Raw genomic sequence first — 12707 nt, 5'->3', positions numbered from 1 at the left:
TTCCATTATCGGACGCGATCGAAATAGGAGTAAGGACGTAATACTTCGACCCATTCCGGTTGTTCGACCTCTCCGTATTGCCAATGATGCACGACTTCCGCGAACCGTCCGTCCGTAACTGGCTCGTCACGTGGCGTTTCGACTGGTTTTGAACGCAGTACTGGAACAAAGTCCCCGTCGATCGTTTGAATGCCCCATTCAATGATGTATGTAGTATTCGGGGCGACTGGTCGAACGAACCAAGCATTCGTCATTTCTGGTAGCTCGAATTGATACGTCCGATTTGCCTGTCCTTGTTCATATTCAACAAGCGTGACATCAATAATGCGTAATTCTTTACGGAACGAATCAAACGTCGTGTGATAGTGCGTCTCTAGCAACTGTTTCGACAGTTCAGACAATTCCCAGTAGACGTATAACGCTGTCGGTGACTGAACGATGGCGTGGAGGATGTCATCCTCGTAATGTGTCGCCATTCCAAACGCGTCACGTTCTAGCGAAGGTACCACTTGCACAGACGGTACGACGTCTAATACAGGTGCAGTCGACTTTTTTGTCTGCTTGACCGTTTTTGATTCTACTTTCGGCGCTACTAAAGGTTGTTCTGTTAACGATTTACGATATTTAGTCCACGCATATTTGATTTTTCCTTCAGTCGTATCCAATTGAGCTGCGATTTGTTTTGTTGTCAGCCCTTGTTCTTTCAATTTAATGATTTGCTCAAGCATTCCCAATCACCTCTCTGTCATTATTCACTTCTTTCCTATTCTACAAACGTGTTTCGAATCCCTTTACAAAAAAAGTAGGCAGAGGAAATTCCTCCTGCCTACTTGATTCATCCGTTTAAATCATAATGTTTTCCTTTTTCGAGATAGATCAGATGCTCCCCGACGTTCGTCAAGTGATCACCCATCCGCTCGATGTAGCGGCAAATGTTCGTGAATTGCATAACTTCATCGACGACAATCGGCTGAAGTGACATGTGACGCATGTACTGGCGAAGTGCCTTATATGTCGTCTCATCAATGACGTTATCGAGATCAGACAAGGCTTTTGCTTTCTCGACATCTCCGTCACGATAGGCGACGATCGCAGTTTCCGTCATATCCAGTAATGTCTCGAATGCTTCCTTCAACAAAGAGATATCGATGACATACGGGAATGTTTCGACACGAAGAACAGCTTTTGAGATATTCCCCGCATAATCTGCAATCCGTTCGAGATCCGACGAAATTTTCATCGCGGTGATGATTCGTCGTAAATCCGTCGCAACGGGTTGTTGCTTCGCGATTAAGAGAATCGCATCATCGTTGATTTCAAGTTCAAGATCATCGAGTTCATTATCGTTTTCGATGACACTACGCGCGATGTCTTGATCATATTTTTCGAGTGCTTCTGCCGTTGTTGCGATCTGTTGCATCGTCTTGCGAGCCAGTAAAAAGACCTTTTGATCGAGTATTGCAAGATTTTCTCCAAAAATCGTACGGTTCGCTGCCATTCGTCTCGTCTCCCCTTCTTATCCGAATCGTCCTGAAATGTAATCTTCCGTCCGTTTGTCACTCGGATTTCCAAAGATCCGGTCTGTTTGATCGAACTCGACGACTTCACCATTCAAGAAGAACGCTGTTTTGTCCGAAACACGTGCAGCCTGTTGCATGTTGTGTGTCACGATGATGATCGAGTAGTCTGATTTCAATTCTTGGACGAGTTCTTCTACTTTTAATGTAGAAATCGGGTCAAGTGCCGATGTCGGCTCATCCATCAAGATGACATCTGGCTCGATTGCAAGGCAACGCGCGATACAAAGACGTTGTTGCTGACCACCAGAAAGACCGTAGGCATTTTCGTTCAAACGATCTTTGACTTCATCCCAGATTGCCGCACGGCGTAAACTGCGTTCGACGATCTCGTCGAGGATTTTTTTGTTTTTAACACCGTGGACACGAGGACCATAAGCGATGTTGTCATAGATTGATTTCGGGAATGGGTTCGGTTGCTGGAAGACCATTCCGACCGATGTCCGTAATTCTTCGACACCGTATTCTTTATCAAAGATATTACGTCCGTGATACTCGATTGCACCATTCGTCCGTACGATCGGAACGAGTTCGACCATTCGATTCAATGTTTTGATGAATGTCGATTTCCCGCAGCCAGACGGTCCAATGATTGCCGTGACTTCATTTTTCTTAATGTCGAGATTGACATCTTTCAGCGCATGATCGTCACCGTACCATAAGTTTAAGTCTTTGACGTTATAGACGCTCTCACGTGCTGCTACTGGTTGGTTCATACGCTCTGTCCCTTCTGTAACGACTGATTTCGTATTCAGCTTCGTATCCATCATCTGTCTTCCTCCTTAAAAGAAATCCCTTCTATCTATCTCGTTCGATTAATAACGTTTTGAGAAACGGTTCCGGATCCAGATCGCAAGTGAGTTCATCGTCAAAAGGATGACCATTAAGACGATGATTCCCGCAGCTGCAAGTCCTTGGAAATCTGCTTGCGGACGACTTGTCCAGTTGTAGATTTGAATCGGCAATGCTGTGAATTCTGAGAAAATACTTTCTGGCGCACGAGCAATGAAAATTGCAGCTCCGACCATGATGAGTGGTGCTGTCTCACCAATTGCTCGAGATACAGCCAAGATGATCCCAGTAATGACACCTGGTAGTGATGCCGGAAGAACGACTTTAAACGTCGTTTGCCATTTTGAAGCACCGAGTGCAAGTGATGCATGACGCATTGCTTGTGGAACGGCACGGATCGCCTCTTGAGACGAGACGATGACGACCGGAAGACTCATCAACGCGAGTGTCAAGGCTCCTGCAATCAATGTTGAACCGAAGCCCATGTTACGTACGAAGAACGTCAAACCAAGTAAACCGAAGACGATCGATGGTACACCTGCAAGGTTTGAGATGTTGACTTCGATGAATGAAGTCATCCGACTCTTCTTCGCATACTCTTCTAGGTAAATCGCTGCCCCGACACCAATGATGAAAATCATCGGGATGATGAGGAGCATCAAGAAGATGGAGCCCATTAACGCCGGATAAATCCCAGCCCGTTCCGAACGGCGTGATGGTGCATTTTGTAGAAACTCAAGTGATAACCATGACGCACCGTCACGGATGACGCCGAACAAGAGAATACCTAAGACGACGAGACCGAAGAACAGTCCAGCAAGGAAAATGACTTTTGTGACGTTGTTGACGATGAGTCGCTGGCTAATGGATTTCTTCACCGCGACCGGATCAATGAATTTTTTTGAGACAGGTTGCTTTTCTGGTAAGGCCATCTTAGTACTCCTCTCTGAAGCGGCGTGTGATCCAGTTCGCAAGTAAGTTCATCACTAATGTGAAGACGAACAAGAGTGTACCAACCGCATAGATACTGTAATATTCGACAGTTCCAAATCCAGCATCACCTAAGGCAACCTGAACGATATACGCTGTCATCGTTTGGACTGGCTCGAGTGGATCGATCGCAGCTGTCGGATTCGAACCACCAGCGATCGTTACGATCATCGTCTCACCGATTGCACGTGACATACCGAGTACGATCGACGCAATGATACCTGATAAGGCAGCTGGAACGACGACTTTCAAAGCGACTTCAAGACGTGTCGAACCGAGTGCAAGTGCACCATCACGAATTTTTTTCGGAACAGAGCTCATCGCATCCTCAGAAATCGAAGCAATCATTGGAATGATCATGATCCCGACGACGATCCCCGGACTGAGCGCATTGTAAATTTGAATACCTGGAATCAATTTTACGAGTACTGGTGTGACGAACGTCAACGCGAAGAATCCGAAGACGATCGTTGGAACACCTGCTAACACTTCAAGAATTGGTTTTAAGATACGGCGTGCGCGGTCTGACGCGTACTCACTTAAATAAATCGCTGATGTGAGACCGATCGGCACGGCAACTAGCATCGCAATCACGGTAATCTCAAGCGTCCCGACGACAAGCGGCCAAATTCCATACTCTGGTTGTGAGTTGAGTGGATACCAGCTCGTACTGCCGAAGAATTCCTTGAACGGAACGACTTCGAAGAAGTGCTCTGTTTCAATGACTAACGTGAGAATGATGCCGATGGTCGTAACGACCGAGACGAACGCACAAAGGAATAACACGATCGGCATGACGCGTTCCATGACGTTTTTCATACTATATTTTTGCTGTCGGTTCTGTTGAATCAGCTCGCGAACCGATTTATTTTGTGTTGAACTCATCCTTCTTCACTCCCTACTCCTTCTTGACATGAGAACGGGACCCAACCGGTACAGACTTCCCCGGTTGGGCCATCCTCATGACTCGATGATTTATTTCATTGCGTCTTCAATTGCTTTTGCGTTTTCATCGTAACGATCTTGCGGCATTTTGATATATCCGACTTCTTCAGCAAGATCACCAGCGTTTTCGTTCGTGAACTGAACGAAGTCAGCGACTTGTTTTTTGTCTTTCATCGATTTGTTATTGATGTACGTGTAGATTTCACGTGATAGTGGATAAGAGAGATCTTTGATCGTTTCTGGTGTTGGATCGACTGCGTCTTTTCCTTCAGCAGAAAGTGGTACTTCCTTCAACTTATCTTTATTCTCAGCGTAGTACGCATAACCGAAGTATCCGATTGCGCCTTTCGTTCCTTCAACACCCTTGACGAGAACGTTATCGTCTTCTGATAATTGAACATCTTTACGCATGTCTTTTTTCTCAAGTACTTCCTCAGAGAAGAAATCGAATGTTCCTGAATCTTTCCCTGGGCTGAAGAATTTCAATGGTTCAGCCGGGTAAGAAGAATCGACATCTTTCCAAGTCTTGATGTTCGGGTCGAGCCAGATTTTCTCGAGTTGCTCCATTGTGAGTTCTTTTACCCATGTATTTTCTTTGCTGACAGCGACAGTCAAACCGTCATATGCGAGTGCCATTTTTGTGAATTCAATGTTGTTCTTTTTCGCTTCAGCTGCTTCTTCTTCTTTAATTTCACGCGATGCGTTTGAAAGATCTGTTTCCCCAACGACGAAGCGTTTGAATCCGCCACCTGTACCAGAGACACCGACTGTGACATCTACGTCAGGTTGTTCCATCGAATATTCTTCACCGACAGCTTCCATGATCGGGAAGACTGTAGAAGAACCGTCGATTGCGATTTTTCCTTTTAAATCAGATGAACTAGCAGAACCGCCTTTATCGTTACCACATGCTGCCCCCACTACTGCGATTGATGCTACCGTTGTGATGAGTGCTGTTTTTTTCATCCAAGACATGATTAATTTTCCTCCTCGAAAGTATGTCGCTGACGATGTCACGACTTTTTATCCGTTTTCCTTACAAGACTTATACTACGGATGAACTATTAAAACGAAATGAATCCAACGTAAAAGAATTGTAAAGGCGTGTTTTTTAGTGTTTACAATTCGAAATCCATTAGAAAAAAAGGTCAATACAAACAAAAAAACGAGAGTGATTGCTCACTCTCGCTTTATTTCTAGTTAATTTGGCTTAGTTTGCCATGGTACGTCCTTCACATTGAAATACGCTTTGACAAGATCGTGACCGATTTTTGAGTTGACGGTTTCTTGTTCCATATAAGGAAGGAACACGGCCCATGCCATCTCTGGATTGTCATACGGTGCCCAGCCGACAAGGTTCGAGTTCAATGAACGAACCGGTTGACCACTTCCGTCACGTAAGGCGATTCCATCATCACCATAGACACTGACCTGCGCTGTACCTGTTTTCGCAGCTGCATCAATACCGGTTTGGGCAATGATTTTTGCTGTACCACGCTCTCCTTTAACGACACGATGCAATCCTTCGCGGACATGATCAATGTTATCTTGACTGACCTCAATCCGATTCAGGTAATTCGTCTTGAAGCTATAATCCACTTGTTTCGTTCCTTTTTCAATCGAATTCGACGCGAGAACTTCTTTTAAGAAGTGCGGTTGAACACGATAGCCACCATTGGCAAGTGTTGAAATATACTGTGCAACTTGTAGCGGTGTAAAGGCATCGTACTGTCCGATGACTCGGTCCATGAGTAGCGTGACACGGTCCGGTGTCCCTTGAACACCTTTTGCTTCGTACGGTAAATCGACACCGGTCGTCACTCCGAGCCCGAACTGACTGTAGTAATTCTGCATGATCGCAGCCGCTGCATCTACACTTGCTCCAGCGATCCCATTACTTGGATATTTCGCCATCCGCATCGCAATATTGAACATGTAAACGTTTGATGAACGCTCAAGTGCCGTCAAATCCGTGATTGCTCCCATGTTGACGTACGATGCTTTTTTCGTACCACCAATCGTGATCGGAGCATCATTGATGACTTCGTTTTGACGGATAACACCTTCCTCAAGTCCCATCGCAACCGTTGCACCTTTGATCGTCGAACCGATTTGAAGCGACGTCAAGACGTTATTGATTGCGACATCTGAGAACTTGCCGGTTGCTGGATCCAACTTTTGACCAGACATCGCAAGAATCTCACCTGTCTGTGGATTCATGACGACGGCGTAACCTTCTTTTAGATAACGACTACCCATGCCACGCCCCATTTTAATGGCTTGTTGCATGATTTTGTCGACTTGTTTGTTGTACTCTGCATCAACAGTTAAAACGAGATCTTTACCAGACTCGCCTTCCTCGCGTTTTGGATCACCGACCGGCTCTCCGTTAAACGTCTCATACACATCGTACGCGGGTTTCCCACGCAGTAGATCTTCATACTGTTGTTCAAGGAATGATGTTCCGACACGGTCATTCAAGCTGTAACCTTTTGCTTTGAACTCTGCTTGTTGTTCTGCTGGAATCTTCGAGTACTTCCCAAAGATATTCCGAAGTGTTCCTTCATATGGATAAGAACGCTCGTAAAACGGTTCCACCGATACACCTTTTAAATCTTCTAGATTTTCATCGATGATCGCCATCTCTTTTGCAGATGCACCGAGTTTGACGAGCTGCGGATCAAGTGCATAACCAACTTCCATGTTATGTTTGATCGCGATGACTTCCATTGTCTGATCATCATAATCGATATCCTCTTTTGTGATGGCATCTAAACGAATTTTATCTTGCTCCGGAATCGAGAGCTTACTTTGTGCTTCTGTTGAAGGATACTTCTTTTTTACTGCCTCTTGGTATCGACGATCCGATTCTTTTGTATTCGTCGCCACCCAAAAATCCTTGATGTCCCGTTCCGTGACTTTCCAATCTTTTTTCGGTAGATCAATGATTGCCGCAAGACGCTGTGCAATCTCAATGCGTTCATCGACTTTCGTCGTTTGTGCGCGACGGTAGACGATGGAGTATTTAGAAATCGTATCAACCAAAAGACGACCATCCCGGTCATAAATCTTTCCGCGTGGCACTTCATATTTTGATGCGATCATTTCTGTTTTTTGAACTTCCCGCGAAATTTTCTCACCATTGACGATTTGCACGACTCCTAAACGGAAAATCAAAATCGCAAACAATAAAAAAACGACGAAGAACATTAAATTCAGACGAAGCGGCAGATGATTACGCCGTCTTCCTCGTACGGTGATTCGTTTAGCCATGGCGTACTCCCCTATCGTTCAAAAGTCATCTTGTTTCATTATATAGAAGGAAACTTTCCATAACAACCTATCCCATCATTTTCCGCATTAAAAAAAGCGTATCGTTCACAATTGAACGATACGCTCGTTTTCACATTACTTCGCGTCAGCGTAAAGCTTCGCTACGTGATCCCAATCAACGACGTTGAAGAACGCATTGATGTAATCAGGACGGCGGTTTTGGTAGTTGAGATAGTATGCATGTTCCCAAACATCAAGACCGAGGATTGGTGTTTTGCCTTCCATGACTGGTGTATCTTGGTTTGGTGTCGAAACGACTGCCAATTTCCCACCATCAACGATTAACCAAGCCCAACCTGAACCAAAACGAGTTGTTGCTGCTTTCGCGAATGCATCTTTGAATGCATCGAATGATCCGAATGCTTCGTCGATTGCTGCCGCGAGTTCCCCTGTTGGAGCAGCACCATCGTTCTTCTTCAACAGTTTCCAGAAGAATGAGTGGTTCCAGTGACCGCCACCGTTGTTACGGACTGCAGTTTGAATGTTTGCTGGGAGAGCATCCAAGTTTTGAAGAAGTTCTTCAAGTGACTTTCCTTCATGTTCTGTACCCTCAAGCGCCGCATTCACGTTCGTGACATACGTGTTGTGGTGTTTCGTGTGGTGAATCTCCATCGTACGAGCATCGATATGTGGCTCAAGCGCATCATAAGCGTAGCCGAGTTCTGGTAATTCAAATTTTGACATGTTCATGTCCCCCTTTGTACTATTTTCGAAAACTTCAATACCCTTTAAGACTAGCAAAAGAACCTGTGTTGACGCAAGTCAAGACCCTCGGATTTACTCGACTTCTCGTGGAGCAAAAACTGATACACCACCACCTGGAACTGGGAAGACACCAAATCCTTCATCGTCGATCACAACAGGGTGATCTTGATGGTTCGTATAGTCAAACCATTCTTGACCTGCACGTTCTTCACCGACAAACATCCGTTTTTCACACATATCGGCATTCGACAATAAGACCGCACAGCCGGAGTTCTCAATTTCCTCAACTCCACGACGAACCCAACCGACACAATGTGGATCATCGAGATAATCTTCTTGTTCACCATACGCTTTGTGATACCGTGCATAGAGTAAGGCATCAATCATTTCTTTTTTTCCTTCTACCGGATGTGGTCCTTGCACACCATAATAGTCACCGTAGAAGACACATGGATAACCATCTTTACGAAGTAAAATCGCCGCGTAAGCATGTTGTTTAAACCAGTCATCCACCCACGACTCCAGTGATTCGCCCGGTTGTGAATCGTGATTATCGACGAACGTGACGGCATTCGTCGGGTGTGATTCGACAAGGGTATCCGCAAACAACGTCGTCATATCAAAGTCTTGCCCCTGCTTCGAAGCTTCATGGAACTTGTAATGAAGCGGAACATCGAATAAATCGATCGTATAGTCGACGCTATCGAGGAAATGACGACAATCATCGAGATCTGATTTCCAGAACTCACCGACCATATAGAAGTCACCTTCACTTTTTTCAATCATTGATTTTGCGAATTCATGAACGAATTCATAGTTGATATGTTTGATGGCATCGAGTCGGAAACCTTGGCAATCAATTGTTTCTTGGAACCAATGTCCCCAGCGGATCATTTCTTCTCGGACTTCAGGGTGATTATAATCGATGTTCGCGAACATCAAATAGTCATAGTTTCCGAATTCATCATCAACTTGATCATTCCAATCTTTATTTTTACCGGAAATTTTAAAGACACCCGTCTTTTCTTCACGAGCATCAAAATCCGTTCCATTGAAAAATTCATGTGTCCAGATGAAATCTGAATATTTTCCGTTACGTCCCGGGAACGTAAACTTCGTCCAAGCTTCGATTTCAAACTCTTCTGAAATTTCTTTCGAACGATCTTCCGGATGGACTTCGACGACATTGATTGTCTCGAGTTCATCGGCTGCTGCTTTATGGTTCATGACGACATCCGCGTAAACAGCGATATCGTTCTCACGAGCAACCTGGATCGCTTCGACGAGTTCATCTTTCGTACCGTATTTCGTACGGACCGTTCCTTTTTGATCAAATTCGCCTAAATCATAGACGTCATAGATGCCATATCCTGTATCTTCATCCGATTGACCTTTTGACGCCGGTGGAATCCACACGGACGTGATGCCGGCAGCACGTAATTCAGGCGCCCGCTCTTTCAAGCGTTGCCAGTGCTTCCCATCATTCTCTACATGCCACTCAAAAAACTGCATCATCGTATGGTTACGTTCCATCTCTCTTCGCTCTCCCTTAGTTACTATAGTATGAATATTATTACAATATCTTTACTATTCCCCGGGGGAACAAAAATAAACGCTCCTCGTTTTTCAACGAGAAGCGTTCTACTGAATGGACCCTGCAGGGCTCGAACCTGCGACCGGACGGTTATGAGCCGTCTGCTCTGACCAGCTGAGCTAAGGGTCCTTAAGTAATAGTAGCGGCGGAGGGAGTCGAACCCACGACCTCACGGGTATGAACCGTACGCTCTAGCCAGCTGAGCTACACCGCCATGATGTATGTTTCTTACTCTTACTAGATTACGAGATGTGGCGAAACTTGTCAATATGCTATTTCAAAAAATAAACAGCTGATTTCATTTTTTGAAATCAGCTGTCATAGATAAATCGTATTTCACTTAGTTCGTTAAAGCCGTCCGCTGTTCAAGGACGAGATCCGTGATGTTGACAGCGTGATCGCCAATTCGTTCGAGGTTCGACAAGAGATCGACGAAGATCATCCCTGCTTGTCCCGTACATTCGCCAGCGTTAACACGAAGGACGTGATGCTTACGGAATGACCGTTCGAGTGCATCGAGTTTACCTTCGAGTTCAAGAACTTTTCGAGCCCGTGTGACATCATCCTCTTCGACAGCGCGAACGGCACAATCGACGATTTCTTGTGTCAAAGCGTACATGTCATCAAGTTCTTGCTTCGCTGATGATGTGAACTGAATCCGGTTGACGATTTGGAAGTCAACCAATTCGACGATGTTTTCAACGTGGTCACCAATCCGTTCAAAATCGTTGACGGCATGCATCAGTAACGAGTGCTCATTTGATTCACGCTCTGATAAATCATGTGCCGCTACTTTAACGAGATAACTCGTGACTTCTGTATTTAAATGGTTGATCGCATATTCAATCTGTTGTGATTCCGATACATCTTTCTTATCATGCGATTGCGTGTAACGGTGTGCTTTTGCAAGTGCGTCTTTCGAGAATTCTCCCATTCGCAACACTTCGAGCTTCGCTTGGTTTAATGCTAGTGCCGAAGATTGGTTCAAGATATTTTGATCCAGATGACGCGGTTTTGAATCAATCGTCGTATCCGTACCCGGTACGATTTTTTGTACAAGCCATGCGATTTGCGCAATGAACCAACATTGAATCAACGTATTGACGACATTGAATGTCCCGTGTGCAAAGGCGATTTGCATTTTTGGACCTAAATCAAGCGCGCCTGTGATCCAAGTAATGAAGCTTGAGAAGATTGGTAATGCAATCAGGAACAATACTGTTCCGATGATATTGAAGATGACGTGTGCTGCTGCTGTTCGTTTAGCTGCAATCGACGCACCAAGTGCTGCGAGTACTGCTGTGATTGTCGTTCCGATGTTATCACCGAACAAGACGGGAAGTGCTGCTTTGATATCGATCATGCCACCAGCGTATAGCTCTTGTAAGATACCGATCGTTGCTGACGACGACTGAACAAGAACGGTAAAGATCGTTCCGACGAATACACCAAGCAATGGGTTATCCGACATCGATACCGTCAACTCACGGAACCAGACACTTGACTCAAGTGGAGCCATTCCGTCGCCCATCAATGTCAAACCATAGAACAATGCACCGAAGCCAAAGAAAATCTGTCCGATGTATTGAACCCGTTCTTTATTGAAGAAGAAGATCAAGAAAGCACCAATTGCGATTGCTGGAAGCGCAGCTTCCTTGACGTTAAAGCCGATGATGAAGGCCGTAATCGTTGTTCCGATGTTAGCCCCCATGACGACTCCAATCGCCTGTCGTAAATTCATCAGACCTGCACTAACGAGTCCGACGACGATGACGGTCGTCCCTGACGACGACTGTATCAAAATCGTGACGACGATACCTGCTAGGATACCTAACAGTGGGTTCGTCGTATATTTATCGAGGATATAACGTAATCGGTCTCCTGCTGTTTTTTGGAGCCCATCTCCCATATACTTAATACCGAATAGGAAAATCCCGAGTCCACCGATGAAGGTGAAAATCATTTCCTGCAAATCATAGTTCATCTTGCCAGCTCCTTTATTTCATGTGGATTGATGTGCATGTGGATTGATGTGTTTGTAAAGTTTATTTTCTCAACTCCCCCATTATGTAAAGGTCTTTTGAACTTGTAAATAGTTTTTGAGACATCCGTTTGTTAAGGTTTTATTAATCTGTACCATTACACAAAAAACCTTTATTACCAATCAAAATCGAATAAATAAAATCTGTTATAAAACATTAGAAAGAGTGATTTTCTTGTCATTTTTACGTCAACTAATTAATTACTTACAAACTTCTTTAATTCCAAATCGTCCGTTTTTGCGTCTTCGTTTGGCAGATGTTTCCCTTTATTTTTGTGGATTAGCTTGGATTTCATTTTGGACGACGGTCATTGATTCCTTCTTTTTACAAAAAAACATCCCAATCGTCGTCTGGTTCATCCTTCATTTCATCTTTATCGCAATCGCTGTATTACTTTACGTATTGTTTATGGCGTATCTAACGAAGGGATTTGTCCGATTGTTACTTCCCCGTCCGTGGGCGTATCGCCAAACGTTTCCTTACACAGTTGCGACGAATCTCTGGTCTTTCCCACTCGGTATGCTTCTATACCAACTCGATTATCCTCGCTTCGGAATCGGGATACTCGTAATCGGACACCTCGTCTACACATTAGTGCCATTATGGATTGCCCGTTCCGCGAAGCCACGCGCTTCACGCAAACCTCAATGAGTATCAAAATCAGGCGTCCGACGGATTGACGGACGTCCTTCTTTCATTAAACAATTGTAAATGTTCGATTTTCGTTCT

At 44.8% G+C, this 12707-nt stretch carries 11 protein-coding genes and 2 tRNA genes; 1 reads left to right on the top strand and 12 read right to left on the bottom strand.

The window, feature by feature from the left end; translation table 11 throughout:
- Positions 1-5: 5 nt before the first annotated feature.
- The 12 genes from EXW93_RS04350 to EXW93_RS04295 all read right to left on the bottom strand — a co-directional run bounded on the left by EXW93_RS04350 (position 6) and on the right by EXW93_RS04295 (position 11920).
- The gene (locus EXW93_RS04350; protein WP_035398333.1) at positions 6-728 is read right to left on the bottom strand and encodes a DUF4912 domain-containing protein; all 723 of its coding nucleotides are present in this window, start codon (positions 726-728) and stop codon (positions 6-8) included.
- Between the two features lie 107 nt (positions 729-835).
- The gene (phoU, locus tag EXW93_RS04345) at positions 836-1498 is read right to left on the bottom strand and encodes a phosphate signaling complex protein PhoU (protein WP_023467542.1); all 663 of its coding nucleotides are present in this window, start codon (positions 1496-1498) and stop codon (positions 836-838) included.
- Positions 1499-1516: 18 nt separating this feature from the next.
- Complete coding sequence (gene pstB, locus EXW93_RS04340) at positions 1517-2293, bottom strand: phosphate ABC transporter ATP-binding protein PstB (protein WP_053454494.1); 777 nt, start codon at positions 2291-2293, stop codon at positions 1517-1519.
- A gap of 99 nt (positions 2294-2392) precedes the next feature.
- On the bottom strand, positions 2393-3301 hold the full coding sequence (pstA, locus tag EXW93_RS04335; protein ID WP_023467540.1) for a phosphate ABC transporter permease PstA: 909 nt from the start codon (positions 3299-3301) through the stop codon (positions 2393-2395).
- Position 3302: 1 nt separating this feature from the next.
- Entirely contained in the window at positions 3303-4244 is a 942-nt protein-coding gene (gene pstC, locus EXW93_RS04330) for a phosphate ABC transporter permease subunit PstC (RefSeq protein ID WP_023467539.1), read from the bottom strand.
- Positions 4245-4334: 90 nt separating this feature from the next.
- Positions 4335-5279, bottom strand: coding sequence for a PstS family phosphate ABC transporter substrate-binding protein (locus EXW93_RS04325; protein WP_023467538.1), 945 nt, complete (start codon positions 5277-5279; stop codon positions 4335-4337).
- Positions 5280-5504: 225 nt separating this feature from the next.
- Entirely contained in the window at positions 5505-7577 is a 2073-nt protein-coding gene (locus tag EXW93_RS04320) for a peptidoglycan D,D-transpeptidase FtsI family protein (protein WP_023467537.1), read from the bottom strand.
- A 135-nt stretch (positions 7578-7712) separates the two neighbouring features.
- Positions 7713-8321, bottom strand: coding sequence for a superoxide dismutase (locus EXW93_RS04315; RefSeq protein WP_016404085.1), 609 nt, complete (start codon positions 8319-8321; stop codon positions 7713-7715).
- Between the two features lie 93 nt (positions 8322-8414).
- On the bottom strand, positions 8415-9875 hold the full coding sequence (locus tag EXW93_RS04310) for an alpha-amylase (protein ID WP_023467536.1): 1461 nt from the start codon (positions 9873-9875) through the stop codon (positions 8415-8417).
- Positions 9876-9991: 116 nt separating this feature from the next.
- Positions 9992-10065 (bottom strand) — tRNA-Ile (locus EXW93_RS04305).
- Positions 10066-10076: 11 nt separating this feature from the next.
- Positions 10077-10150 (bottom strand) — tRNA-Met (locus tag EXW93_RS04300).
- 126 nt (positions 10151-10276) lie between these two features.
- Complete coding sequence (locus EXW93_RS04295) at positions 10277-11920, bottom strand: Na/Pi cotransporter family protein (protein WP_050678386.1); 1644 nt, start codon at positions 11918-11920, stop codon at positions 10277-10279.
- 223 nt (positions 11921-12143) lie between these two features.
- On the opposite strand from EXW93_RS04295, the gene EXW93_RS04290 reads away from it, so the two are divergent.
- Positions 12144-12629, top strand: coding sequence for a hypothetical protein (locus EXW93_RS04290; protein WP_055966894.1), 486 nt, complete (start codon positions 12144-12146; stop codon positions 12627-12629).
- Positions 12630-12707 lie beyond the last annotated feature (78 nt).

The organism is Exiguobacterium sp. JMULE1 (assembly GCF_013337175.1).
In the GTDB taxonomy this organism is placed as follows: domain Bacteria; phylum Bacillota; class Bacilli; order Exiguobacteriales; family Exiguobacteriaceae; genus Exiguobacterium_A; species Exiguobacterium_A indicum.
This window is presented reverse-complemented; position numbering and strand designations above follow the sequence as displayed.

What these genes read in the sequence shown, in the direction of transcription:
- EXW93_RS04320 (WP_023467537.1), bottom strand. Translation starts at nt 7,577, where the DNA reads ATGGCTAAACGAATCACCGTACGAGGAAGACGGCGTAATCATCTGCCG.
- EXW93_RS04325 (WP_023467538.1), bottom strand. Translation starts at nt 5,279, where the DNA reads ATGTCTTGGATGAAAAAAACAGCACTCATCACAACGGTAGCATCAATC.
- EXW93_RS04350 (WP_035398333.1), bottom strand. Translation starts at nt 728, where the DNA reads ATGCTTGAGCAAATCATTAAATTGAAAGAACAAGGGCTGACAACAAAA.
- phoU (WP_023467542.1), bottom strand. Translation starts at nt 1,498, where the DNA reads ATGGCAGCGAACCGTACGATTTTTGGAGAAAATCTTGCAATACTCGAT.
- EXW93_RS04310 (WP_023467536.1), bottom strand. Translation starts at nt 9,875, where the DNA reads ATGGAACGTAACCATACGATGATGCAGTTTTTTGAGTGGCATGTAGAG.
- EXW93_RS04315 (WP_016404085.1), bottom strand. Translation starts at nt 8,321, where the DNA reads ATGTCAAAATTTGAATTACCAGAACTCGGCTACGCTTATGATGCGCTT.
- pstA (WP_023467540.1), bottom strand. Translation starts at nt 3,301, where the DNA reads ATGGCCTTACCAGAAAAGCAACCTGTCTCAAAAAAATTCATTGATCCG.
- EXW93_RS04295 (WP_050678386.1), bottom strand. Translation starts at nt 11,920, where the DNA reads ATGAACTATGATTTGCAGGAAATGATTTTCACCTTCATCGGTGGACTC.
- pstB (WP_053454494.1), bottom strand. Translation starts at nt 2,293, where the DNA reads ATGAACCAACCAGTAGCAGCACGTGAGAGCGTCTATAACGTCAAAGAC.
- pstC (WP_023467539.1), bottom strand. Translation starts at nt 4,244, where the DNA reads ATGAGTTCAACACAAAATAAATCGGTTCGCGAGCTGATTCAACAGAAC.